Here is a 25,174-nt window from a genome sequence, read left to right as displayed (position 1 = left end):
GTCAGTACACGTCCCGGACGTACCGCTTGGCGCGCCGCAGGTCGGCCAGGTACGCGGCGGCGTCGTCCTCGCCCCGGCCGCGCTGACCGGCGATCACGCCGAGCAGGGCCGCCTCGACGTCCTTGGCCATGCGGGTGGCGTCGCCGCAGACGTAGACGTGCGCGCCGTCCTCCAGCCACGCGTACAGCTCGCGCGCCCTCTCCCGCATCCGCGTCTGCACGTAGATCTTCTCCGCCTGGTCGCGGGAGAACGCGAGGTCGAGTTCGGTGAGGACGCCGCGTTCGCGCAGCGCGGTGAGTTCGTCCTCGTAGACGAAGTCGGTGGCGCGGTGCTGGTCGCCGAAGAACAGCCAGTTGCGGCCGGTGGCGCCGCGCGCGGCCCGCTCGTGCAGGAACCCGCGGAACGGGGCGACACCGGTCCCCGGACCGATCATGATCATGGGGGCGTCGTCGTCGGCCGGGACACCGAACGCGGCGTTGGGCTGGAGGTAGACGCCCACCTGCCCGCCCTCCGCGACCCGTTCGGCGAGGTAGGTGGAGGCGACGCCCGCGTGACGGCGGCCCGCGGAGGCGTAGCGCACCGAGGCGACGGTGAGGTGGACGCTGCCCGGGTGGGCCAGCGGGCTCGACGAGATCGAGTACTGGCGGGCCTGCAACGGCCGCAGCAGCGGCAGGAGTTCGTCCAGGCCCGGCGCGTCGGGACCGGCGTCGCGCAGCAGGTCGAGCAGATCGCGGCCCCACAGCCAGGAGTCCAGGTCGGAGCGGTCGCCGTGCGCGACGACCGACGCGAGGTCGCTGCCCGGCGCCCGCTCGGCGAGGTCGGCGATCAGCTCCTTCGACGGGGTGCGGATCTCCCGCCCCGTGCGCAGGAGTTCGGCCAGCGACTGCCCCTGCGCGCCGTCGACGCCGTCGACGCCGTCCACCGTCTCGTCGCCGGTCGCGCCGAGGTGCTCCAGCAGGGCACCCACCAGCGCGTCGTCGTTGACGGGGACGACGGCGAGCGCGTCGCCCGCCGCGTACGTGATGCCGCTGTCGCCGAGGTCGAACTCGTAGTGGCGGATCTCCTTCGCGCTGTCCGGCGAGGACAGCAGCCGGTTGACGGTCAGCCGCGACGGGTACGGGGTGCGCTTGTTCCACGGCGAGCGCACCCGCGTCGCGGGCGCGGCGGCGGCAGCCGGGGCCGGGGCGGACTCGGCGGCGCCGGTCTCGGCGGCCAGCACGTCCAGCACGGCCGCCGTCCAGGCCGCGCCGGGCTCCTCGAAGTCCACGTCGCAGTCGACGCGTTCGTGCAGCCGGGCCGCGCCGAGCTGCTCCAGCCGGGTGTCGATCAGCTTGGCGGCCTGGCAGAAGTCGTCGTAGCCGCGGTCGCCGAGCCCGAGGACCGAGTAGCCGACGCCCTCCAGGCGGGGCGCGGTGTCCGAGGAGAGCGCCTCCCAGAACAGTCCGGCGCTGTCGGGCATCTCGCCCTCGCCGTACGTCGACACGACGACCAGGACGTGGCTCATCGCGGCGAGGGCGTCGGGGGTGACGTCGTCGAGGGCGGTGAGGCGGCCGCCGAGGCCGCGCGCGCGGAGCCCCGCGACGGCCTCCCCGGCGAGGAACTCGGCGTTGCCGGTCTGCGTGCCGTACAGCACGTCGACGGTCACCGACGGCGCCGCGTCCTTGTCGGCGGCCCGGCGGCCCGCGGCGGCGATCCCGGCGATGAACCCGGCGAGCCAGGCCTCCTGGTCGGCGGAGAACGGCGCGTCGGCCGGGATGAGCGCTCCGGTCGGGGGCATGAGGGTCACGCGGTCACCGCCTCGGTGGGGGCCTGCGGGACACGGCGGCCGGCGATGTCGTCCAGCGCCGCGGTCGCGAGCAGTTCGTCGAACCGGGCGGCACGCACGCGCCCGGCGTTCTTGATGGTCTGGTGGAGTATCCAGCCGTACGTGCCGGGCGCGTCCACGCTCAGGTTGTTGCGCAGGCGCAGCGCGCTCTTGTAGTCGTCGAGCCGCTTGATCGCGATGAGCGTGGCGAGTTCGTCGTCGCCGAACCGGTCCAGCGTGCCCCGCAGGTACTTGACGACGCCCTGCCGGACGAAGAAGTCCTCCGTCAGGATCAGGTTGCGGACCGCCTCGGCCACCCGCGGGTCGTCCGGGCCGCTCGCGCCGGGCACCCGCTTCACCGCGAGGTCCTGCGCGACACCGAGCACCGTGTACGACGACAGCAGGGAGAACATGTCGTCCTCGCCGCGCTCGCCGAACGCCGGGGCCCGGCCGCCGAGGACGGTCCGCCGGTCGCGGTAGTCCACCTTGAACGCGCGCAGCTTGTCCGTCGCGATCGACCCGGCCAGCTCGTCGAGGAGCTGGCCGCGGGTCGCGGCGGCGAGGATCTCGCCCGCGTCCTGGTACAGCAGCAGCGCGCGCGGCATCCCGCAGTACACGTGCTCGCGCTCGGTCGCCCAGTCCGCCAGCAGCCGGGCCGCGCGCCGCGACCCGGTGGCCTCGACGTGCCAGCTCAGCAGCAGCCGGACGGCCTCCTCGTGGAAGGCGCCGTGCGCGGTGTCCGTCACCGGGAACACCAGCAGCGAGTCCCCGCTGACCCGGCCGGGCAGCTCGCCCGTGGGGTCGTACTGGTAGAGGAAGCCGCCGCTCATGCCGTTGCCGAGGCCCTTGCCGAACCCGCCCAGGTTCAGCACCGTGCCGCCGGTCATGTACTCGCAGCCGAAGTCGCCGACGCCCTCGACGACGGCGGTCGCCCCGGAGTTGCGGACCGCGAACCGGTCCCCGGCCTCGCCCTCGACGAAGGTCCGGCCGCCGGTCGCGCCGAACAGCGCGAAGTTGCCGATGAGGACGTTCCCGCCGGGCTCGTCCGCGCCGCCCCCGCCGGGCGAGCGGACCACGATCCGGCCGCCGCTCTGGCTCTTGCCGACGCCGTCGTTGGCGGTGCCGGTGTGCTCCAGGGTGACGCCGTCGTTGCAGAACACGCCGTACGACTGCCCGGCCGAGCCGCTGGTGCGGACGCGGACGGCGTCGTCGGTGAGGCGGTGGCGGCCCCGGTCGTCGGTGACGACGGCGGGCAACTGTGCCGCGAGGTCGCGCAGTTCGTGGTTGAGGAGCCGTTCGACGTCGACGGAGAGCTGGCCGCCCACCGACTTGTCGCTGTTGCCGAGCCGGACACCGTCCACCAGCAGCCCCGGCTCACGCCGGTCCACCAGCGCGGCCCGCACCCGCGCGATGAGCGCGTCGTCGGTGGTGAAGTCCTTCTCCAGGTACTCCGGGTCGGCCACCGTCTTCTCCGGCCCGCGCGCGAGCAGCCGCGTCACGTCGAGACGGCCGACGCTCGCCGGGTGGTCGAGGAGCTGCAGCAGGTCCGTACGGCCGCGCGCCTCGCGCAGGGAGCGCAGGCCGAGCCGGGCGAGGATGCCGCGCACGTCGTGCGCGATGTTCAGCAGGTACTGCGCCAGGGCGCGCGGATCGCCCTCGAAGGCCTCGGCGTTGGTGGTGAGCCCGGCCGGACACTTCACGTTGCAGTTCTTCGCCATCACACAGCCGAGCATCATCAGCGCGGTGGTGCCGAACTCGAAGCTGTCGCCGCCCAGCAGCGCCGACGTGACGACGTCGCCGCCGGTCTGGTGGGCGCCCGAGCAGCGCAGCACGACCTTCTGCCGCAACCCGTTGGCGACCAGCGCCTGATGGACCTCAGCGACCCCGATCTCCGCCGAACGGCCCGCGTACTTCAGGCTGGTGACGGCCGCCGCGCCCGTACCGCCGGTGTTCCCGGCCACGTTGATGACGTCGGCGCCCGCCTTGGCGACACCGACCGCGATGGTGCCGATGCCCTCGGACGACACCAGCTTCACGACGACACGGACCCGGGCGGCCTTGCAGTCGTGGATGAGCTGGGCGAGGTCCTCGATGGAGTACGTGTCGTGGTGCGGCGGCGGCGAGATCAGCTCGATGCCGGGGGTGCCGCCGCGGGCGGCGGCGATGTCGACGGTGACCTTCGGCGCGGGCAGCTGGCCGCCCTCGCCGGGCTTGGCGCCCTGCCCGATCTTGATCTCCAGCTCCTCCAGCATCGGATCGGCGAGATAGCCCGCCCAGATGCCGAACCGGCCGGACGCGAACTGCTTGATCCGGGAGCCGCGCACGGTGCCGTAGCGGGAGTGGTGCTCGCCGCCCTCACCGCTGTTGGACATGCCGCCGACCATGTTGGTGCCGTGCGCGACGGCCTCGTGGGCGGTCGCGACGAGCGCGCCGTGACTCATCGCGCCGGAGGCGAGCGCGCGGGTGATCTGGTGCGCGGGCTGCACCTCGTCCAGGGCCACGCTCGCGGGCGCGCCGTCGAGGAGGGCGAGCAGCCGGGCGGCGGTGCCGGTCGCGGTGACCAGGACGTCCTCCGCGGTCGCCGCGACGGTCGCGACCTCGCCCGGATGCGCGAGGGCCAGTCCCTCGGCGAGGGCGGTGTGCCGGTCGGCGCCGTCGGGGCCGGGCGCGGTCAGGCGCAGCCGGACGGTGGCCGTGCCGTCGTCGGCGGTGCCCTCGACGGCCGCGGTGACGCCGCGCGCGGTGACGCTGGCGTTGCCGGTGGTGGAGAAGCGGCCCAGCTCGCGGGCGAAGTCCTGCGGGGTGCGCAGCCCGGTCACGTCGGCGGGCAGCGCCAGCACGTCGCGCAGCGCGGACGGACGGCGCGAGCGCTCCTCGTGCGTGGTGCGCAGGAAGGCCCGGTAGCCGGGGGTGATGCGGAACGCGTCGATCTCGGCGTCGCTCAGCGCGTCGTAGCCGGTGTTGCGGTAGGCGGCGTCGGTGATGCCGAAGGCGTCGTCGAGCTGGCCCAGGGTGAGCAGCCGCAGCGCCTCCGGGTCCTCGGGCCGTCCGAACTCCGGCCGCTCCTCGGTCATGTCGCCGAAGCCGCGCACCGCGGTCACGCCGAAGGAGTGCCCGGCGCCGTCGGAGCGCTCCTTGAACAGGCCGAGCAGCGGCACCTGCTGCTCGGTCTCGACCGTACGGGCCCGCTCGTGCCACGCGGTGGCGGCCTGCGCGATCCGCGCGAAGCCGACCCCGCCGACCGGGGCGTCCATGTACGGGAAGATCTGCGCGAAGACGTCGTCGCGGGTGTCGAGGTAGTTCGGCTCGAAGAACGCGCCGCCGATGTAGCTCTCGGCGGTGCACAGCCCGACCCGGCCCATGGTCTTGGCGAGGGCCTTCTCGGCGGCCTTGCGGAACCGGGCCAGCGCCCGGTCGGTCTCGGTGACCTCCCCGGCGGGCGCGGGCGCGCTCGGGTACTTCTCCTCGGCGCGCAGCCGGGCGCCGAGGCTGTAGACGGCGGAGGCGCCGAAGCCGAGGGCGGTCGCGACGTGGTGCGAGGAGGGCAGCTGGCCGCTCTCCGCGACGATCGACACCCGCAGCCGCAGCCCGGTCTCGATGAGCCGCTGGTTGACGGCGGCGACGGCGAGGATCACCGGCAGCGGGGCGCGCGTGGAGGAGATCGCCCGGTCGGTGAGGAGGGCGATGCCGCCGTGCTCGGCGGCGAACCGCTCGACGTCGTCGCAGAGCCGGGTGAGCGCGCCGCGCAGGGCGTCGGCGTTGGCGGTCTCGTCGCCGGACACCGGCGCGTACAGCATCGGGAAGCGTTCCAGCGGCACGATCCGCTGGTCGCGCAGCCGGACCATGTCGAGGTGGCCGAGGACGGGCGAGGACACCACGAGCTGGCGGCCGCCCGCGCCCCCGGCGGCGCCGGTCCCGTCGGGCTTGGGGCCGAGCGCGACGCGCATGCTCATGCCGTCGGCCTCGCGGATGCTGTCCAGCGGCGGGTTGGTGACCTGAGCGAACCGCTGCGAGAAGTACTTCGCCATGCCGCCCTCGGTGTCGCTGAGCGCGTTGATGGCGTTGCCGTAGCCCATGGCGGAGATCCGCTCGGAGCCGTCGGCGAGCATCGGGTCGAGCAGGAACCGGAAGCTCTCCTGGTTGAGCGCGTACGCCACGTACCGGCCGGAGAGGGTGAGGTCGCCGTCGTAGCCGAGGGTGGTGGTGCCCCGGTAGTAGTCGGGCGCGGGCAGGTCGTCCAGCTCGACGCGGGCCGCGTCGAGCAGCTCGCTGTACGGCCGCCGCGCGGCGAGGGCGTCGAGGACGTCGCGGGTGCGCAGCACCCGGCCGCCGGAGCGGTGGTCGACGACGAGCATGCCGCCCGCCTCGATCCGGCCCCGGCGCACGACCTCCTCGTCGGGGAAGGCGACCTGCCCGGCCTCGGAGGCCACCATCAGGTACTCCGCGGTCTCCACGGTGCGCAGCGGGCGCAGGCCGAGCCGGTCGAGGCGGGCGCCGATGACGTCGCCGTCGCTGAAGATCACGGCGGCCGGGCCGTCGTTCTTCTCCTCGTACAGCGAGAAGTACTCCAGCATGTCCCGGACCGGCGCGGGCAGGGTGCGGTCGTTCTCCCAGGCGGGCGGCATCAGCGTGACGACGGCCTCGACCAGGTCCAGGCCGTCGTCGAAGACGCGGCTCTGGAGGGTCTGGTCCAGGCGGCTGGAGTCGGACTGGCCGGGCGGGCGGACGATGCTGCGGGTGCGGGCCCGCGCGAGGGCCTCGTCGGAGAGCCGGTTCTTGCGGTCGGTGTTCAGCTCGCCGTTGTGCGCCATGAGCCGGAACGGCTGGGCCATGGTCGGGTGCGGCTCGGTGTTGGTGGAGAACCGGGTGTGGAAGTACAGCGACCGCACCGAGTGCCGGGGGTCCACCAGGTCGGTGAAGAAGGGGATGACCTCGCCGGAGTTCAGCCGCCCCTTGAGGACCTGGGTGCGCGCGCTCAGCGACAGCGGGTACAGCCCCGCGTACGTGTCCTCGGCGTAGGCGACCGCCTCGACGGCGAGCAGGGCGCGGTGCGCGGCGGCGTCCACGGCCGCCCGCTCCCAGCCCTCGGGCGCGCGGAACACCCACTGCACGATGGGGAGTTGGTACTTCTCGGCGGCGGGTCGGGGCACGGAGTGGTCCACGGGCACGTCCCGCACGAGCAGCGTCTCGAAGCCCTCGGCGGCGATGCTGCGGCCCACCAGCTCCAGCGCGGCGGCCCGCCGGGCGGCGTCGGCGGGCACGAAGCAGTTCGCCACCCCGAAGTGCCCGGCGCGCAGCTCGGCGCCGGTCAGCGCGGTGAAGAACTCCACCGACAGGTCGACGCTCACGCCCGCGCCGTCGCCGACGCCCTCGGCGGAGGCGCCGCCCCGGTGCGGGATGACGCGCAGCGCCTCGTGGCCCCGCAGGATCACGTCGTGGGCGGGCACCCCGTCGAGGCGGGTGAGGAAACCGACTCCGCAGGCGCTGTGCTCGCGGGCAGGGTCGTAGAGACCGAAGGAGGTGAGATTCACGTGCCCGTCCTGTGAGCGGGGTTCCGGCAGCGGACGGCCAGGCTGCGTCGGTGAAGCGCTCGCCGTGGACGGGCCGGTGACCGGCCTCGCCCTGGGTGGTACGAACACGTACTGGTACAGGAGTGTGCGGGTACGAATACGTGGTGGTGCGTATGAGTATGCGGTACGCGGGGGACAGTGCGCGAATACGTACGGTAAGGGTTGCCTAAGTGCACCGCAAGGGTGTGCGGTGCACTTATCACGAAGGCGCAGGTGGGACGGGGTGGAGCGGGGGCGGGGTGGAGCGGGGTGGGCCCGCTCCACCTGTGCACCACCTACTCCTGTGCAGCTGTGCCCGCCGCCCCGGGCGGTACGGCTCTATCCGAAGTAGCCGTCGAAGGTCCGCTGGAACTCCCACCCGGCGAACCGGTCCCAGTTGATGGACCACGTCATGAGGCCGCGCAGCGCCGGCCAGGTGCCGTGGGTGGCGTACGACCCGCAGTTCGCGCGTTTCGTCAGGCAGTCCAGGGCCTTGGTGACCTCGGTGGGCGGGACGTGCCCGTTGCCCGCGTTGACGGAGGCCGGCATGCCGATGGCGATCTGGTCGGGCCGCAGCGCCGGGAAGACGTTCGCGGTGTTCCCCGCGACCGGGAAGCCGGTGAGCAGCATGTCGGTCATGGCGATGTGGAAGTCCGCGCCGCCCATCGAGTGGTACTGGTTGTCGAGGCCCATGATCGGCCCCGAGTTGTAGTCCTGGACGTGCAGCAGGGTGAGGTCGTCGCGCAGGGCGTGGATCACCGGGAGGTAGGCGCCGCAGCGGGGGTCCTGCCCGCCCCAGGGCCCGGACCCGTAGAACTGGTAGCCCATCTGCACGAAGAAGGTCTCCGGGGCCATGCTGAGCACGAACTTGGCGCCGTACTTGGCCTTGAGGGTCTTCAGCGCGGAGATCAGGTTGACGATCACCGGCGTCTTGGGGTTGCGGAAGTCGGTGTCCCCGGTGTCGAGGGAGAGGGAGTGCCCCTCGAAGTCGATGTCGAGCCCGTCGAGGCCGTACTGGTCGATGATCCCCGACACGGACGAGACGAAGGCGTCGCGGGCGGCGGTCGTGGTGAGGCGGACCTGCCCGTTCTGCCCGCCGATCGAGATCAGCACCTTCTTGCCCGCGGCCTGCTTCGCCTTGATCGCGGCCTTGAACTCGGCGTCGCTCTCCACGTTCGGGCACTCGCTGACCGGGCAGCGGGTGAACCGGATGTCGCCGGAGGTGACGGAGGTCGGCTCGCCGAAGGCGAGGTCGATGACGTCCCAGCTGTCCGGGACGTCGGCGAGGCGGGTGTACCCGGAGCCGTTGGCGAAGGTGGCGTGGAGGTAGCCGACGAGGGCGTGCGCGGGCAGGTCCCCGCCGCCACCCCCGCCGCCACCGGCGAGCGTGGTGGCGGTCACCGCGGCCGACTTCGCGGACTCCCCGGCGTCGTTGAGAGCGCTGACCTGGAAGGCGTACGAGGTGGACGCCGCGAGCCCGCTCACGGTGGCCGAAGTCCCGCTCACCGTCTGCGCCTTGACCCCGTCGCGGTAGACGGCGTAGCTCGTCGCCCCGCTCACCGCGGACCAGGACAGGCCGACGCTGGAGGAGGTGACGGACCCGGCGCGCAGCCCGGCCGGCGTGGCGGGTGGCTGCCCGGTGGGGACGCCCGGCCCGACGAGGGAGACGTCGTCGGCGTGGTAGGCGCCGGTGCCGTACCAGCCGTGCGTGTAGATCGTCACGCGCGTCGTGGCGGCACCGGTCCTGAACGTGGTCCGCAACTGCTGCCAGTCCGGCGCGGACTGGGTCCAGGTGGAGGTGTCGGTGGTCCCGGACCCGGTGACGCCGAGGTACACGTACGCGCCGCGCACATAGCCGGTCAGCGTGTACTGCGCGTCGGGCTGCACGGTGACGGTCTGCGCGCACTGCGCGTAGTCGCTCCCGGCGGGCGTGCCCTGCACCGCCCCGGCACCGGTCCGCACGGGCGTCGTGACGGCCCGCCCACCGGAACAGTTCCACCCGTCGAGCCCCGCCTCGAACCCCCCGTTGCGCACCACGTCCACCTCGGCGGCCTGAGCCGCCGCCGAGAGGAGCGTGACACCGGAGAGCGCGAGAGCGAGGGTGGTGAGGAGGGCCAGGAGGCGGGGGAGGGGGGTGCGGGAGGGACGGCGGGCCGGAGGTCTGCGCGGTCGTCGGGGACGGGGCCCGGTCCGGTCGTGGTTCCTGTCGTGGTCCACAAGTGCCTCCGGTGGAGGGGGAGTCGGGAGGGTGGAGCGCGCTCAATGTGGTCCAGACCAATTGGGTTGTCAAGAGGGCGGGGGGCGGGGGCCCGGCGGCCCGGCTCCACGGCATGTCGAAGTCAGATCGGAATCTTGCTCGATCTGATCTCTTCTTTGGGCTTCTGTTCCTCCGTGAACAACCGGAATTTCTGCCTCACTATCTTCTGTGATTTCGGCTCTGTTGAGCGGTTCGGGTGACTTCGGTGGCGGGTAAGAGAGTTCTGCCCGACGCACCCGGAGGAAAGTGATCACGGGGAAAGAGTGAACCGCCGTGGAGGCAGGGGAGTCCCGCTATCCGGGACGCTTCTCCGGCGGGACAAACACGCAGTGCACGACCGAGCACGGGGGGCGGTAAAAGACGTGGACGAGCGCCAACGGTTTCAGCGGCTGTGGATGGCACCGGAAGGGCCGGTGAACCTCGAACGTGACACGTTGTTCCAGTATCAGGAGGACTTCTACGGACGCCTGAAGTTCCTCGCCGAGCACGTGGCCGCCGCCGTGCTCTCCACCGAGCCCAGCCAGTCCGCCGTGTACGGCGTCTCGGCACCCTGGGGCTCCGGAAAGTCCAGCGCGCTGCACGTACTGCTGGACCTGGTGTACGACATCCTGCAACGGTCCGAGGAGTCGATCCAGCGCGACGCCAACGGGTTCCTGATCGACGGTTCCTACGTGGTCACGACGTCGACCTTCTTCGCACCCCCGCACGCGGCGTCCGCCCACCCGGCCCGGCTGGGCCTGGCCTACGAGATCCTCCAGGGCCTGCCGTCCTTCTACAGGACCCAACTCCTCGAAGATCTCAACTACTCGGACGACGACCTGGGCGCCGTACGGCCGATCAAGGCGGAACTGTACCTTCGTAAGAAGCTCGACAGTTTCTCCTCCGGGCCCTTCCTGGAGCGGTGGGTGCACGAATCCTTTCTGGAATACCGGGAGAGCCAGCGGGAGTCGTCGAAGCGCCTCTCCCACGTCCACATCCAGCTCATCGACGACCTCGACCGGTGTTCCACCGCTTACACGGCCGAGATTCTCGCGGCGCTGAACTTCTGGGTGACGTCCCCCAATCTCTTCTTCGCGGTGGCGGCGGACGAGGAGCACCTCAGGAAGTCCGCCCAGACCGCCACCGAACTCCAGGAGCGCTATCACGGGGAAGCCCTGGAGAAGTTCGTGCATTTCCAGCTGCGGCTGCCGGAACTCCTGTCAGGATTCGCCGACACGGCACGGTACTGCGAGAGGCTCGTGCCGAGCGACCCCGTTCCCCGGGGCATCGCCCATCTCCGGAACCTGCTCCGCACCACTCCCACCGACGGGCCCCTCGGTGTCCTCGCGCCCGCGCTCTCCGCCCACACCCCGAGGCAGGCGAAGCGTCAGTTCAACGAGCTGCTCCAGGAGTTCTCCATCCTGAGCGACGTCGAGGGCGACTCCGTCAAACGCATCATCTCGCGGCTCGTCTGGCCCGACGCGTTCATGGAGTTCGTCGCTCCGGCGATCACGGCGGTCGAGTTCCGGGGCGGAAGCGCGCGGCGTTCCTCCCGCCTGCTCTGGCTGCGGCAGCTGATCCAGACGGCGACGGAGGTGCTGGAGGACGGCACCGACGACCTGCCGGGCGCCGAGGCCAGGCTCAAGCAACTGGCCGAGGACCGGGGCATCCACCTCCAGGGCTGTCCCACCGGCCTCCTCCTCTACCTGGCCGCCGAGCCGACGATCGTCCTCCCGGAGGAGCGCACCGTCGCCTCCCCGCACGCCCAGGAGTTCCTCCGCAGGATCGGCCCGCGCGAGGGGAACCCGCTGGAGTCGAACGGGCAGGCCGAGGAGTCGATCTCGCAGATCGCCACCCGCTTCAACATCGGCCACCGGCTCGGCCGGAGGGAGCAGGTCCTGGACGACGCCAGGACGGTGCTGTCGATCGCACAGCATCGCGACCTGTCGTCCGACGACGCGCCGGCGATCGGCAACATGGCGATCCGGCTCAACGACTGGGCGCCGGAGGTGGCCTGGCAACTGCACGAACTGGCCCACGCGGTCGACCCCTCCCACGAGAACATCGAGCTGAACATGGCCGAGTTCCTCATCGAGTACGGAACCCCGGGAGCCCTCCAGGCCGTGGCGGACCACCTTGCCTCGGTGGCCCGGCGCTCCCCCGAGTTCAAGCCGAGCCGCCAGGCGTACCTGGCGGTCAGCCTGCGGATGGCGCAGGGCTACGAGCCGCGGGAGGGCGAGCTGGAGTCCCTCGTCCAGGCGGCGTGCGAGGACCGGTCCAACGACGGCTTCCGCACCCAGGTCTACCAACTCGTCGAGAAGGCCAGGAACTTCGCCCTGCTGGAGCAACTGGTCCAGCAGTGGGTGGAGATCGAGCGCGAGAAGCCGGACGGAGGCTCGGGGTCCACGGTCATCCGGTTCCTCGCCGACTCCTTCTCCGTCTCGCGCAACGACGAGATCGCGGCCCGCGGCCTCGACTGCATGCGGTACCTCCTGTGGTCCGGCAGCTCGGCCGACGACGAGACCTTCAGCACGGCGGCCAGCAACCTCGCCGTGCTGCTCTCCGGCCAGGGATACGAGGACATCTCCGGGATGCTCTGGCGCGTCGCCTACGACATCATCTCCGGCAACTCCCAGCTGAGGGCGGCCTACTCGTCGCACCTCGTCGGCCTGGACGACGCGCAGAACGCGCAGGCCGTGCAGCTGGGGCAGATGGTCGACATCCCGCTCCCCACCGAGGCCGAACTGGAGCAGGCCTGCTCCCGGCTGCCGGCCTACTTCTCGGCCGGCCCGTGGTGGTGGGAGGACGCGTACAGGCCGACGGTGCCGCACCGGCCCATCACAGCGCTTCGGCCGCGGAAGGAGGCACGTGGAGAAGAATGAGCGGAGTCTGCTCCAGGCGATCGGTCCCGCGGGAGTCGCCGCGGAGTGGGACGCCGTCAGCGAGCGGTGCGGCCTCACCGCGGCCGAGTTCAAGAAGACGGTGCGCGCCTCGGTCGAGCACAAGTTCGTCGTGCTGCACGGTGTGCAGGCGAGACCCGACCTGGAGCTGACCTCGGAGGGGAAGCGAGCGTTGACCCGGTCGCAGGGGATCGAGCAGGCGGGAGGCGCGGGCGGGATCAGCTCCCTGCTCGTCTTCGTGGCGCTCCAGTTCGAACTCGAAGCACTGAAGAAGCGATGGGGTCTCACCCAGGAGTACCCCCAGCGCACCTGGTCCGGAACCTGCGAGGGATTTCCGGTCCAGGTCCTTCCCGCCCACTACGCGGGCCGGGTCGAGGCGGCGGTCGAGACACTGGAGTATCTGAACGCCTCCGGGACCGAACGTCCGGACCTGGTCGTGGTGCTGGGAATCTGCGGCGGCTTCGAGGAGAGCGGGGTTTCGCGGGGCGACGTGATCAACGCGCAGGTGGTCGCCGACCTGGGCAGCCGCAAGATGCGGTCCGGCCCGGACGGGGACCACCCGGAGTTCCGCATCCGGCCCTTCGCCACGGACAACCGACTGACCCGCATCTTCCAGTCGGGGTCGTTCGACAGGAACGCCTGGATGGGCCAGGCGGCGGACGAGTTCGACTATCCCGAAGGACGGCGGCCCACGCTCCGCTACGGGGGCGGTGCGACGCTCGTGTCGGTCGACGAGGTCGTCAGCGATGACAAGTGGCGCGCCAAGCTGCGCAAGGCCTGGCCGAAAGCGCTGGGCGTGGAGATGGAGGCGGGCGGAGTCATGGCGGCGTGCGCCCGCAAGCAGCTGCCCGTCGCGGTCCTGCGGGGCGTGTCGGACCTCGCCAACCCGCTGAAGGCGGACGACGAATGGCGCCAGCGGTCGATGCGGTCGGCCGTGCTCGCCCTCGAATGGGCGCTGAAGGTGGTCAGGAAGACGGAGGCCGCCTGACCGGAGGCGCGCCCGGCTCCGCCGCTCACACCCCCCGCGGCGCCCCTGCCCGTGCCGGATGCCTCGGGCCCAGCAGCACCACGACTCCGTCCCCGGCCGGGGCGGGGTGGGTGGTGCGGGTCCAGCCCTCGCGGGCGTAGAAGGCGAGGGCGCGGGGGTTGCGGAGGGAGGTGAGGAGCCAGGCGCGGCCGTCGGGGGCGGTCGTCGTGACCGTGGTCAGCAGGGCGGTGGCGATGCCGGTGCCGTGTGCCGTCGGGCGGACGGCGAGTTCGTCGACGCCGAGGGCGCCGCACAGCCAGTCGGCGGTGCGGCGGGGGCCCAGCGCGGCGGCGGCCTGCGGGTGGCGGCGGTCGGTGGGGAAGGGGGCCGGTGTCGTCCACGCGGTGGCGAACCCGGCCAGGCCCCCGCCCGTGAAGGCCAGGACGGCAGTGAAGCCGGGGCGGTGCCGGTCGTCCGCCAGGCGCTCCAGGAACGCGTCCGCCCGGCTCTCGTCCTCACCCCACGGCGGGGCGCAGAACGCGTCGACGTAGACGGAGCGCAAGGCGGCGGCGTACCGGAGCATTTCGTCGGACGCGGCGGACCCGTCGGACCCGGCGGCGTTGGTGGCCCCGACGGCTTCACCCCTGCCACCCTCCCCGCCCTCCCCGAACACCCGCAGCGCGAAGCGCGCCGTGGGCCCGCCCCCACCCGTACGCCCGCCCCGCCCCGATCGCACGCCCCTGCCCCCGCCCGCGCCGGTCGTCACGCCGCCGCTCCCAGCCCGCCGCCGCCTCCCGGATGCAGCGCCGCGTACTCCAGCGGCGCCGACGGGTCGACCGACACGTCCAGCGGGGCGGGGGCGGCGCCCGCCCGTACGAGGAGGTCGCCGACGGCGGCGATCATGGCGCCGTTGTCGGTACACAGCCCCAGCGGCGGCACCCGCAGCGTGATGCCCGCGGCCCGGCACCGCTCCTCCGCCAGCGACCGCACCCGCGTGTTCGCGGCGACCCCGCCGACCACCACCAGCGTGCCCACGCCGTACGCACGGCAGGCGGCCACCGCCTTGCGGGTCAGGACGTCCGCCACCGCCTCCTGGAGCGAGGCCGCGCCGTCCGCCACCGGCAGGACGCGCCCCGCGTGCCCCTCGGCCCAGCGGGCGGCGGCCGTCTTCAGCCCCGAGAAGGAGAAGTCGTACGTCCCCGGCAGCGGACGCGGGAACGCGACCGCGCGCGGGTCCCCCTCGCGCGCCGCCCGGTCGACCGCGGGACCGCCCGGATACGGCAGCCCGAAGACCCGCGCGACCTTGTCGAAGCACTCCCCGGCCGCGTCGTCCAGGGTGTCCCCGAGATGCAGGATCGGATCGCGGGCGAGGTCGCGCACGAGCAGGAGCGAGGTGTGCCCGCCGGACACGATCAGCACCATGCACGGGTCGGGCAGCGGACCGTGCTCCAGGGTGTCGGCGGCGACGTGCCCGGCCAGGTGGTGGACGCCGTACAGCGGCACCCCGAGGCCGTACGCGATGCCCTTCGCGCCTGCCAGCCCCACCTGGAGCGCGCCCGCGAGGCCCGGCCCGGTCGTCACGGCCACCGCCCCGACGTCGGACAGCGCCAGCCCGGCCCGGTCGAGGGCCTCCCGTACGACCGGACGCAGCGACTGGAGGTGCGCGCGCGAGGCGATCTCCGGCACCACCCCGCCGAACCGGGCGTGCTCGTCCATGCTCGACGCGACCGCGTGCCCCAGCAGCCGCCCGTCCCGCACCAGCCCCGCGCCGGTCTCGTCGCAGGACGACTCGATGCCCAGCACCACCACGGACCCAGCCCCCGCCCCGGCCCCCGACGCGCTCCCGGACCTGGTCCCCGTCCCCGACTCCATCGACCGACCTCTTCCCGACATCTCACTTCTGCACATCACATGTTGTTGCAAATAGTGTGCAGTAAGGCGGCGGTGACGGGCACCCCGCTCCCTCGGCCGGGGGCGGGCGCCCCGTAGAGTGCGGCGTCGTCGTCGCAGGCCACACAGGAGACAGCGGATGACCGTCCACTTCATCGGCGCGGGACCCGGCGCCGCCGACCTGATCACGGTGCGCGGCGCGCGCGTCCTCGCCGCCTCCCCGGTGTGCCTGTACGCGGGCAGCCTCGTCCCGCGCGAACTGCTCGCCGAGTGCCCGGACGGGGCGCGGCTCGTGGACACCGCGCGCCTCACCCTCGACGAGATCACCGCCGAACTGGTCCGCGCCCACGAGGAGGGCCACGACGTGGCCCGGCTGCACTCGGGCGACCCGTCCGTGTTCAGCGCGGTCGCCGAGCAGATGCGGCGGCTCGACGCGGCCGGGGTGCCCTACGAGGTCGTGCCGGGCGTACCGGCGTTCGCCGCCGCCGCGGCCGCCCTGAAGCGCGAACTGACGGTGCCGACCGTCGGCCAGACCGTCATCCTGACCCGCCTCGCCCACCGGGCCACCCCCATGCCGGACGGGGAGGACCTGGCCACCCTCGGCCGCAGCGGCGCCCTCATCGTGCTGCACCTCGCCACGCAGCTCGTCGACCGCGTCGTGACCGAACTGCTCCCGCACTACGGCGCCGACTGCCCCGCCGCCGTCGTCGCGTACGCCTCCCGCCCCGAGGAGGTCGTCCTGCGCGGCACCCTCGACGAGATCGCCGGCAAGGTGAAGGACGCGGGCGTCCTGCGCACCGCCGTCATCATGGTCGGCCGCACCCTCGGCGCCGCACAGTTCCGCGACAGCCACCTGTACTCGGCGGACCGGGACCGCCACGACTGCTGACGGGACCGCCACCACCGCTCAGACGGCGGGGCCCGGTCCGAGCACCGGCAGGCACAGTAAGCCTCCGGCGACCTGACACCTCACGCCCTGAGACGTCACGACCTCGCCCTCCCCGCACCCCGAACAGGCCGCCCCCACGAAGGACCGTCCGTGCATGTGCTGATCCTCGGCGGCACCACCGAGGCCCGCCGCCTCGCCGAACTCCTGACCGCCGCGCCGACCGCGGGCGAGCCACTGCCCGGAGTCCCCCTGCTTCCCGGCCTCCGGCTCACCACCTCTCTCGCGGGCCGGGTGGCCGCGCCCCGGCTGCCGCCCGGGGAGGTCCGTGTCGGTGGTTTCGGCGGGGCCGAGGGGCTGGCCGCCTGGATCGCGGCGCACGGTGTCGACGTCCTCGTCGACGCCACGCACCCCTTCGCGGGCACCATCAGCTTCAACGCGGCGCGCGCCGCCGCCCTCGCCCGCGTACCGCTGCTGGCCGTACGGCGTCCCGGCTGGACGGCGGTCGAGGGCGACGTGTGGCACGAGGCGGAGTCCCTGTCCGGGGCCGCCGCGCTGCTGCCTTCGCTGGGGCGGCGGGTGTTCCTGACCACCGGCCGCTCCGACCTGGCCGTCTTCGCCGGGCTGGACGACCTGTGGTTCCTGGTCCGGTCCGTCGACGCGCCGCAGCCCCCGTATCCGCGCCGCATGGAGACGCTGCTGGACCGGGGCCCGTTCACCCTGGACGGTGAGCGGGAGCTGTTGGCCCGGCACCGGATCGACGTCCTCGTCACCAAGGACAGCGGGGGCACGGCCACCGCGCCGAAGCTGACGGCCGCCCGCGAGGCCGGGGTGCCCGTCCTGCTGGTGCGCAGACCGCCGGTGCCCGACGGCGTCCCCGTCGTCACCGGCCCCGCACCCGCCCTGGAGTGGATCAGGAAGGCGGGCTAGAGGAGCCGGGCGGGACCGGCGCCGCCACCAAGCCCCGCCGACTGCCACCCCTCACGCCCCCGACGGCAGTCGCCCTCACGCCTCCGGATAGCGCCGCGGCGTCCAGACGATCTCCCGGCCGTCCCCGCGCCGTACCACCCGCGTCTGCGAGGAGCCGACCAGCAGGACGGTCCGCATGTCGACCTCGTCCGGGTCGAGGTCGGCCAGCCGCACGATCCGTACGGACTCGTCCGCGCCGCCCACGTCCCGCGCCACCACCACCGGCGTCCCCGGTTCCCGCAGCTCCAGCAGCAGGTCACGGGCCGCGCCCACCTGCCAGGTCCGGCTGCGTGAACCGGGGTTGTAGAGCGCGAGCACCAGGTCGGCCGCGGCGGCGGCGCGCAGGCGTTCCGCGATGACGTCCCAGGGCTTGAGCCGGTCGGACAGGGAGACCGTGGCGTAGTCGTGCCCGAGGGGGGCGCCCGCGCGGGCCGCCGCCGCGTTGGCCGCGGTCACGCCGGGCAGCACGCGCACGGGGACGTCGGCGTACTCCTTCGCCGAGGCCGCCTCCAGGACGGCCGTGGCCATCGCGAAGACGCCCGGATCGCCCCCGGAGACGACGGCCACCCGCCGCCCCCGCAGGGCCAGTTGGAGCGCGAACTCGGCGCGCTCGGCCTCGACCCGGTTGTCCGAGCCGTGCCGCCGCTGACCGGGGCGGGCGGGGACGCGGTCCAGGTAGGTGGTGTAGCCGACCAGGTCGTCGGCGCAGGCCAGCGCACCCCGCGACTCGGGCGTCAGCCATAGCGGCCCGGCGGGCCCGGTCCCCACGACGACGACCTCACCGCCGTCCCGTTCACCGGCCGACTCCGCCACGTCCGATTCCGTCACGGCGGACTCCGTCGGCGAGGCCCCGCCCCCGACCCGGCTGGGCAGCACCGCCACCGCGAAGTACGGCACCGACTCCGCGTCCACGTCGGCCAGTTCGCCGAGCCGCTCGCCCGCCATGGTGGCCCGCTCGACGTACCGCGCCTCCGGCAGCCGCCCGGACGCCTCCAGGGCGCGCCGCACCTTGGGGAAGGTGCGGCCCAGCTTCATCACCACGGCCGTGTCGGTCGCGGCGAGGCGCGCGGTCAGCTCCTCCTCGGGCAGCGTGCCCGGCAGGATCGTCAGCACCTCCTCCGCCTCGACGAGGGGCGTGCCGAGGCGGGCCGCGGCGGCGGAGACGGAGGTGACACCGGGGATCACCTCGGTGTCGTAGCGGTCGGCGAGCCGCTTGTGCATGTGCATGTAGGAGCCGTAGAAGAGCGGATCGCCCTCCGCGAGGACCGCGACGGTGCGGCCCGCGTCCAGGTGGGCGGCGAGCCGGGCGGCGGCCTCGGCGTAGAACTCCTCCAGGGCGCCCCGGTAGCCGCCCGGATGGTCGGTGGCCTCGGTGGTGACCGGGTAGACGAGCGCTTCCTCGATCTGGTCGGCGCGCAGGTGCTTCGCCACGATCGAGCGGGCGATGGACCGGCCGTGCCGGGCGCTGTGGTAGGCGACGACGTCGGCCGCCGCGACGACCTCGACGGCCCGGACGGTCATCAGGGACGGGTCACCCGGGCCGAGCCCGACCCCGTACAGCTTGCCGCTCGGCGTGCCGTTCACGTTGCCGCTCATTCTTCCTCGCTCGCGATGGCGTTGAGCGCGGCGGCGGCGAGGGCGCTGCCCCCGCGGCGGCCGCGCACGACCAGGTGGTCCAGGCCGCCGGGGTGGGCGGCCAGGGCGTCCTTGGACTCGGCCGCGCCGATGAAGCCGACCGGCACCCCGATGACGGCGGCCGGGCGCGGGGCGCCCGCGTCGATCATCTCCAGCAGCCGGAACAGCGCGGTGGGCGCGTTGCCGACGGCGACGACGGCGCCCTCCAGCCGGTCCCGCCACAGCTCCAGCGCGGCGGCGGAGCGGGTGGTGCCGAGTTCGGCGGCGAGGCCCGGCACGGCCGGGTCGGACAGCGTGCACACGACCTCGTTGTCCGCGGGCAGCCGCCTGCGGGTCACGCCGCTGGCCACCATCTGCACGTCGCACAGGATCGGCGCCCCGGCGCGCAGCGCGGCCCGCGCGCGGGTCACCACGGCGGGGCTGAAGTCGAGGTCGCGGACGAGGTCGACCATGCCGCAGGCGTGGATCATGCGGACCGCGACCTGCGCCACGTCCGGGGGCAGGTCCGCGAGGTCCGCCTCGGCGCGGATGGTGGCGAAGGACTGGCGGTAGATCGCCGCGCCGTCCTTCTCGTACTCGTACGGGTGCGGGTACCTATCGGCGTACTCGTGCTCGGAGGAGGTCACGGGGGTCACGGTCCTGGTCTCGCTGCTCTGGGCCGTCGTGCGGCTCGGTCGTCGGGTCCTGCGGCGGGGGCGGGGGCGGGGCGCACGAGGGTGCGGCGCCCGGTGGTGCGGGTGGTGCCGGTGGTGTGGATGCCGCCGGCGGTACTGGTGATACCGGTGGAACCGGTGGTGGCCGTGCGGCGGTTCCGGGGCGTCGTGCGGCGGCTCATGGGCTGATCGCCGCCAGCGCGGCGGCGAGGCGGGCGGGGTCGGGGTCGGTGCCGGGCAGGTCGGCGGTGCGCGGCACCGACCCCGGGCGGCCGGGGTCCGGGCCGGTCAGGCGGTAGCCGCCGTCGGGCGCGGCGAGGACGTCGACGTGGGCGCCGCGGGGGTGGCCGCAGCGGCGTTCGCAGCCGGACCAGTACAGCGGGAGCCGGGAGCGGCCCGCCGCCGGGAGGGTACGGGCGGCGTCGGCGCGGACGTCGGCGCGGGACTTGGCGCACCCCGGCCGGCCCGTGCACGCGCCGACGCGCGGCCAGGGGGAGGCCGGGTCGGTGACGAGGCCGGTCGCGGCGAGCCGGTCCAGCGCGGCGGCGGCCCGGTCGGCGGCGAGGGCGCGGGGGAGCGGTACGACGACCCCGCGCCACGGCGTCAGCCGCAGCTCCCCGTCCGGGAACCCGGCGGCCACGTCGGCCAGCGCCCGCCACTGGGGCGCGGTGAGGCGCCCGAGGGGCGCGTGGACGGAGAGCGCGCGGCCGAGGACACCGGGCGCGGGTCCCTCCGTACGGGACGCGGGGTCGGCGGGGTCGGAGGGCAGGGCCACCGGGTCGGCGCCGAGGGCCACCGGGTCGGCGCCGAGACCTACCGGATCGGCGCCGATGCCGGACGCGGCGAACCGCTCCCGTACGAGGCGCCCCAACTCACCAGCCCGCGCGCCCAGTTCACCGATCCGCCAGACCCGTGCGCCGGACCGCCGGACGACGTCGGTGAAGGTCTCCGCCGCCAGCAGCGCGGCGGCCGGGGCGTCGTCCGCGGCGACGGCGTACGCGTCCGGCGCCGGTCCCAGCCGCACCAGCGCGCCCCCGTCGGGGACGGCCCGTACGGTGATGTCGGCGTCCAGCGCGGCCACGTCCCCGCGCCCGTCGTCGAGCGCGAACAGGAACCGTCCCGACAGCTCCCGCGCCGCCCCGCTCGCGCACAGCGCCGCGTCCAGGGCGACCAGCCAGGGCCGTACGTCCAGGGCGCCGCGCCCGTCCAGGCCGGACAGGGGGGAGGCGACGACGTTGCGGACCCGCTCGTGGGACCGGGACGGCAGCAGCCCGGCCGCGTCCAGCAGCCCGGCCAGGTCCGCGCCGCAGGCGTCGCGCAGCCCCCGCAGCTGGACGTTGCCGCGCGAGGTGAGGTGCAGTTCGCCGTCGCCCCACCGCCCGGCCGCGTCGACGAGGGCGCGCGCCTGGCGGACGGTGAGCACCCCGCCGGGCACCCGGACCCGGGCCAGCGCCCCGTCGGCGGCGTCGTGCAGCCGCAGCGTCCCCGGGCAGGCGTCGCCCCGGTCCCGTACGGCCGGTGTGGCCTGGGACGACGCGGGCGGGGGCACGGAGGACATGGCGGCGAGCATACCGACCATCACCTCGGATGCTCTTCGGGTCCTCGGACGAATACGTGGCCCGGCCACCGGACCCTACTGGCGAGTCACCTACGGCGGCCCGCCCGCGGCCCACCACCCCGCACCGCTTCCTCGCCCCCTCGCCGGGCTCCGGGCCCCGCCCGCCTCCCCGCCCAGTCACCCGTCGCCCCATCACCCCCTCCCCGTACCCGTCACCCCCTGCGCTCCCCCGCCCCTCACCGCCCCCCGCCCCGTTGACCGGGCCGCTTACTATGCCCGTGGTGGATCAACCGGTCCGCCGTCGCCACGACGGCGACAGGGGAGGAAGCCGGTGCGACTCCGGCGCGGTCCCGCCACTGTGAGTCCGGTCCCCGGGGGCCGGGCGAGTCAGGAACTCCCGCCGTCTTTCACCGCCCGGGGCGCGGACCCCGAGGAAGGCCGACGCCGCATGATCCTGCTCCTGTCGACGTCCGACACCGACCTGCTCAGCGCCCGCGCGGCCGACGGACCGGTGCCCTACCGGTTCGCCAACCCCGCCCGGCTCCCCCTGGACGACCTGCCCGCCCTGCTGGACGGCGCCGACCTCGTCGTCGTCCGTCTCCTCGGCGGGGTCCGCGCCTGGCAGGAGGGCCTCGACCTGCTGCTCGCCGACGGCCGCCCCGTCGTCGTCCTCACCGGCGAACAGGCCCCGGACGCCCAGCTGATGGCCGTCTCCACGGTGCCCGTCGGCATCGCCGCCGAAGCGCACGCCTACCTCGCCCACGGCGGCCCCGCCAACCTGGAGCAGCTGGCCCGGTTCCTCTCCGACACCGTCCTGCTCACCGGCCACGGCTTCGACGCCCCCGCCCCGGCGCCCTCCTGGGGCCACCTGGAGCGCACCGCCCGTGCCGACGGCGCCGACCGCACCGCGCGGACCCCGCACGCCGACGCCGCCGCAGACGCCCCGACGATCGCCGTGCTCTACTACCGCGCCCACCACATGAGCGGCAACACCGCCTTCGTCCAGACCCTGTGCGAGGCCGTGGAGGACGCGGGCGGCCGCCCGCTGCCGCTGTACGTGGCGTCGCTGCGCGCCCCCGAGGCCGAGCTGATCGAGGAACTGCGCGCCGCGGACGCCGTCGTCACCACCGTCCTCGCCGCGGGCGGCAGCACCCCCGCGCGCGCCTCCGCCGGCGGCGACGACGAGTCGTGGGACGCGGGCGCCCTGCCCACCCTGGACGTGCCGATCCTCCAGGCGCTGTGCCTGACCTCCTCCCGGCAGACCTGGGAGGAGAACGACGAGGGCGTCTCCCCGCTCGACGCGGCCACCCAGATCGCCGTGCCCGAGTTCGACGGCCGCCTCATCACCGTGCCGTTCTCCTTCAAGGAGATCGACGCCGACGGCCTCCCCGCCTACGTCGCCGACCCCGAGCGGGCCGCCCGCGTCGCCGGGATCGCCGTACGCCACGCCCGCCTGCGCCGCATACCCGCGGCGGACAAGCGCCTCGCCCTCGTCCTGTCCGCCTACCCGACCAAGCACTCCCGCATCGGCAACGCCGTCGGCCTCGACACCCCCGCCAGCGCCGTCGCCCTGCTGCGCCGCCTGCGCGAGGAGGGCTACGACTTCGGCGGCGCCGACATCCCCGGCCTGGCCTCCGGCGACGGCGACGAGCTGATCCGCGCGCTCATCGAGGCGGGCGGCCACGACCAGGACTGGCTCACCGAGGAGCAGCTCGCCCGCAACCCGGTCCGTATCCCGGCCGCCGACTACCGCCGCTGGTTCGCGACCCTCCCCGGCGACCTGCGCGCGGCCGTCGAGGAGCACTGGGGGCCCGCGCCGGGCGAGATGTTCGTGGACCGCAGCGCCAACCCGGAGGGCGACATCGTCCTCGCGGCCCTGCGCTTCGGGAACCTGCTCGTCCTGATCCAGCCGCCGCGCGGCTTCGGCGAGAACCCCATCGCGATCTACCACGACCCCGACCTGCCGCCGTCCCACCACTACCTGGCTGCCTACCGCTGGGTCGCCGCCCCGGCCGCCGACGGCGGGTTCGGCGCGGACGCCATGGTCCACCTCGGCAAGCACGGCAACCTGGAGTGGCTGCCCGGCAAGAACGCGGGCCTCTCCGCCGCCTGCGGCCCCGACGCCGCCCTCGGCGACCTCCCGCTGATCTACCCGTTCCTCGTCAACGACCCCGGCGAGGGCACCCAGGCCAAGCGCCGCGTGCACGCCACCCTCGTCGATCACCTCGTCCCGCCGATGGCCCGCGCCGACTCCTACGGCGACATCGCGCGCCTGGAGCAACTTCTCGACGAGTACGCCCAGATCGCCGCGATGGACCCGGCGAAGCTGCCCGCGATCCGCGCCCAGATCTGGACGCTGATCCAGGCCGCCCGCCTCGACCACGACCTCGGCCTGGAGGACCGCCCCGACGACGACGGCTTCGACGACTTCCTCCTCCACGTCGACGGCTGGCTGTGCGAGGTCAAGGACGCCCAGATCCGTGACGGCCTGCACGTCCTCGGCGCCCCGCCCGCCGGCGGCGACCGCGTCAACCTGGTCCTGGCGATCCTGCGCGCCCGCCAGATCTGGGGCGGCACCACCGCCCTGCCCGGCCTGCGCGAGGCCCTCGGCCTGGACGAGTCCGCCGCCACCCGCACCACCGCCGACGCCGCCGAGGAGCAGGCCCGCGCCCTGGTCCAGGCGATGGACGACGCGAACTGGGACCCGGCCGCCGTCCCCGACACCCACGGCGAACAGGTCGCCGCCGTCCTGGAGTTCGCGGCCCGCGAGGTCGTCCCGCGGCTCGCCGCCACCACCGCCGAACTCGACCACGTCGTCCACGCCCTCAACGGCGGCTTCATCCCCGCGGGACCCTCCGGCTCCCCGCTGCGCGGCCTGGTCAACGTCCTGCCGACGGGCCGCAACTTCTACTCCGTCGACCCCAAGGCCGTCCCCTCCCGCCTCGCGTGGGAGACCGGGCAGGCCCTCGCCGACTCCCTGCTGGAGCGCTACCGCACCGACCACGGCGACTGGCCCGTCTCCGTCGGCCTCTCCCTGTGGGGCACCAGCGCGATGCGCACGGCGGGCGACGACGTCGCCGAGGCGCTCGCCCTGCTCGGCGTCCGCCCCGTCTGGGACGACGCCTCCCGCCGCGTCACGGGCGTCGAGGCCGTCCCCCAGGAGGAGCTGGGCCGCCCCCGCATCGACGTCACCCTCCGCATCTCCGGCTTCTTCCGCGACGCGTTCCCGCACGTCGTCGGCCTCCTCGACGACGCCGTACGGCTGGCCGCCTCCCTCGACGAGCCCGCCGAGGCCAACCACGTACGCGCCCACGTCCAGGCGGACCTGGCCGAGCACGGCGACGAACGCCGCGCCACCACCCGCATCTTCGGCTCCCGCCCCGGCACGTACGGCGCGGGCCTGCTCCAGCTCATCGACTCCCGCGACTGGCGCACCGACGCCGACCTCGCCGAGGTCTACACCGTCTGGGGCGGCTACGCGTACGGCCGTGAACTCGACGGCCGCCCGGCCCGCGACGAGATGGAGACGGCGTACCGGCGCATCGCGGTGGCCGCGAAGAACACCGACACCCGCGAGCACGACATCGCCGACTCCGACGACTACTTCCAGTACCACGGCGGCATGGTCGCCACCGTCCGCGCCCTGCGCGGCTCCGCCCCCGAGGCGTACATCGGCGACTCCACCCGCCCGGAGACGGTCCGCACCCGCACCCTGGTCGAGGAGACCTCCCGCGTCTTCCGCGCCCGCGTCGTCAACCCCAAGTGGATCGAGGCGATGCGCCGCCACGGCTACAAGGGCGCCTTCGAACTCGCCGCCACCGTCGACTACCTCTTCGGCTACGACGCCACCACCGGCGTCCTCGCCGACTGGATGTACGACAAGCTCACCGAGACCTACGTCCTCGACCCCACCAACCGCGCCTTCCTCCAGGAGGCCAACCCCTGGGCCCTGCACGGCATAGCCGAACGCCTCCTCGAAGCAGAATCCCGAGGCATGTGGGAAAAGCCCGACCCCCAGATCCTGGAAGCCCTCCGCCAGACATACCTGGAGACAGAGGGGGACCTGGAGTCGGACGGGGACGGGGACGGGGACTCGGACTCCGGCGAGGGCTGAGCCTGAGCCGGGG

The 25,174-nt window shown here is 73.9% G+C and carries 13 protein-coding genes and 1 riboswitch; of the genes, 5 read left to right on the top strand and 8 right to left on the bottom strand.

All coding sequences use genetic code 11. The features are described from left to right. Position 1: 1 nt before the first annotated feature. From ACIQPQ_RS36590 to ACIQPQ_RS36580, 3 genes are all read right to left on the bottom strand, one after another. Entirely contained in the window at positions 2 to 1,777 is a 1,776-nt protein-coding gene (locus ACIQPQ_RS36590; protein WP_401313116.1) for a sulfite reductase subunit alpha, read from the bottom strand. A gap of 5 nt (positions 1,778 to 1,782) precedes the next feature. Continuing rightward, on the bottom strand, positions 1,783 to 7,335 hold the full coding sequence (locus tag ACIQPQ_RS36585; protein WP_401313017.1) for a glutamate synthase-related protein: 5,553 nt from the start codon (positions 7,333 to 7,335) through the stop codon (positions 1,783 to 1,785). Positions 7,336 to 7,692: 357 nt separating this feature from the next. Beyond that, positions 7,693 to 9,570, bottom strand: coding sequence for a chitinase (locus tag ACIQPQ_RS36580; RefSeq protein WP_401313015.1), 1,878 nt, complete (start codon positions 9,568 to 9,570; stop codon positions 7,693 to 7,695). 474 nt (positions 9,571 to 10,044) lie between these two features. Between ACIQPQ_RS36580 and ACIQPQ_RS36575 the strand changes: the two genes are divergently transcribed. Both ACIQPQ_RS36575 and ACIQPQ_RS36570 read left to right on the top strand, forming a co-directional pair. Then, on the top strand, positions 10,045 to 12,471 hold the full coding sequence (locus ACIQPQ_RS36575) for a P-loop NTPase fold protein (protein WP_401313013.1): 2,427 nt from the start codon (positions 10,045 to 10,047) through the stop codon (positions 12,469 to 12,471). Further along, positions 12,458 to 13,477, top strand: coding sequence for a hypothetical protein (locus ACIQPQ_RS36570; protein WP_401313010.1), 1,020 nt, complete (start codon positions 12,458 to 12,460; stop codon positions 13,475 to 13,477). Before ACIQPQ_RS36575 ends, ACIQPQ_RS36570 begins: the two co-directional genes overlap by 14 nt. Before the next feature lie 25 nt (positions 13,478 to 13,502). On the opposite strand, the gene ACIQPQ_RS36565 is transcribed toward ACIQPQ_RS36570, so the two are convergent. Both ACIQPQ_RS36565 and tsaD read right to left on the bottom strand, forming a co-directional pair. Continuing rightward, positions 13,503 to 14,039 carry a GNAT family N-acetyltransferase gene (locus tag ACIQPQ_RS36565; protein ID WP_401313113.1) on the bottom strand — a complete coding sequence of 179 codons (537 nt, stop codon included), beginning with the start codon at positions 14,037 to 14,039 and terminating at the stop codon, positions 13,503 to 13,505. A 179-nt stretch (positions 14,040 to 14,218) separates the two neighbouring features. Then, positions 14,219 to 15,328: a tRNA (adenosine(37)-N6)-threonylcarbamoyltransferase complex transferase subunit TsaD gene (tsaD, locus tag ACIQPQ_RS36560; RefSeq protein ID WP_401313007.1), complete on the bottom strand. Its 1,110-nt coding sequence runs from the start codon at positions 15,326 to 15,328 to the stop codon at positions 14,219 to 14,221. A gap of 157 nt (positions 15,329 to 15,485) precedes the next feature. On the opposite strand from tsaD, the gene cobM reads away from it, so the two are divergent. Both cobM and ACIQPQ_RS36550 read left to right on the top strand, forming a co-directional pair. Further along, positions 15,486 to 16,235, top strand: a complete 750-nt coding sequence (cobM, locus tag ACIQPQ_RS36555; RefSeq protein WP_401313004.1) for a precorrin-4 C(11)-methyltransferase — start codon at positions 15,486 to 15,488, stop codon at positions 16,233 to 16,235. Positions 16,236 to 16,385: 150 nt separating this feature from the next. Further along, on the top strand, positions 16,386 to 17,162 hold the full coding sequence (locus ACIQPQ_RS36550; RefSeq protein ID WP_401313001.1) for a cobalt-precorrin-6A reductase: 777 nt from the start codon (positions 16,386 to 16,388) through the stop codon (positions 17,160 to 17,162). 75 nt (positions 17,163 to 17,237) lie between these two features. Here ACIQPQ_RS36550 and ACIQPQ_RS36545 read toward each other — a convergent pair whose 3' ends face one another. The 3 genes from ACIQPQ_RS36545 to cobG form a co-directional block, all read right to left on the bottom strand. Next, positions 17,238 to 18,797 (bottom strand): precorrin-2 C(20)-methyltransferase, encoded by a 1,560-nt coding sequence (locus ACIQPQ_RS36545; protein WP_401312998.1) that lies wholly within the window; start codon positions 18,795 to 18,797, stop codon positions 17,238 to 17,240. After that, positions 18,794 to 19,462: a precorrin-8X methylmutase gene (locus ACIQPQ_RS36540; protein WP_401312995.1), complete on the bottom strand. Its 669-nt coding sequence runs from the start codon at positions 19,460 to 19,462 to the stop codon at positions 18,794 to 18,796. The genes ACIQPQ_RS36545 and ACIQPQ_RS36540 overlap by 4 nt, the downstream gene beginning before the upstream one ends. 205 nt (positions 19,463 to 19,667) lie before the next feature. Then, positions 19,668 to 21,047, bottom strand: a complete 1,380-nt coding sequence (gene cobG, locus ACIQPQ_RS36535) for a precorrin-3B synthase (protein ID WP_401312993.1) — start codon at positions 21,045 to 21,047, stop codon at positions 19,668 to 19,670. Between the two features lie 321 nt (positions 21,048 to 21,368). Further along, positions 21,369 to 21,444: riboswitch (cobalamin riboswitch) on the top strand. A gap of 51 nt (positions 21,445 to 21,495) precedes the next feature. Here cobG and cobN point away from each other — a divergent pair. After that, the gene (cobN, locus tag ACIQPQ_RS36530; RefSeq protein ID WP_401312990.1) at positions 21,496 to 25,161 is read left to right on the top strand and encodes a cobaltochelatase subunit CobN; all 3,666 of its coding nucleotides are present in this window, start codon (positions 21,496 to 21,498) and stop codon (positions 25,159 to 25,161) included. The last annotated feature ends 13 nt before the right edge of the window (positions 25,162 to 25,174 follow it).

The sequence above is a fragment of the Streptomyces sp. NPDC091281 genome, assembly GCF_044757425.1.
GTDB lineage: Bacteria > Actinomycetota > Actinomycetes > Streptomycetales > Streptomycetaceae > Streptomyces.
Note: the sequence above shows the minus strand (reverse complement) of the source record. Positions and strands in the feature narration are given on the sequence as shown.

Excerpts from the sequence above, each read along its gene's own strand:
- cobN (WP_401312990.1), top strand. The coding sequence starts at position 21,496 with ATGATCCTGCTCCTGTCGACGTCCGACACCGACCTGCTCAGCGCCCGC.
- cobG (WP_401312993.1), bottom strand. The coding sequence starts at position 21,047 with ATGTCCTCCGTGCCCCCGCCCGCGTCGTCCCAGGCCACACCGGCCGTA.
- ACIQPQ_RS36545 (WP_401312998.1), bottom strand. The coding sequence starts at position 18,797 with ATGAGCGGCAACGTGAACGGCACGCCGAGCGGCAAGCTGTACGGGGTC.
- ACIQPQ_RS36565 (WP_401313113.1), bottom strand. The coding sequence starts at position 14,039 with ATGCTCCGGTACGCCGCCGCCTTGCGCTCCGTCTACGTCGACGCGTTC.
- ACIQPQ_RS36590 (WP_401313116.1), bottom strand. The coding sequence starts at position 1,777 with ATGCCCCCGACCGGAGCGCTCATCCCGGCCGACGCGCCGTTCTCCGCC.
- cobM (WP_401313004.1), top strand. The coding sequence starts at position 15,486 with ATGACCGTCCACTTCATCGGCGCGGGACCCGGCGCCGCCGACCTGATC.
- tsaD (WP_401313007.1), bottom strand. The coding sequence starts at position 15,328 with ATGGAGTCGGGGACGGGGACCAGGTCCGGGAGCGCGTCGGGGGCCGGG.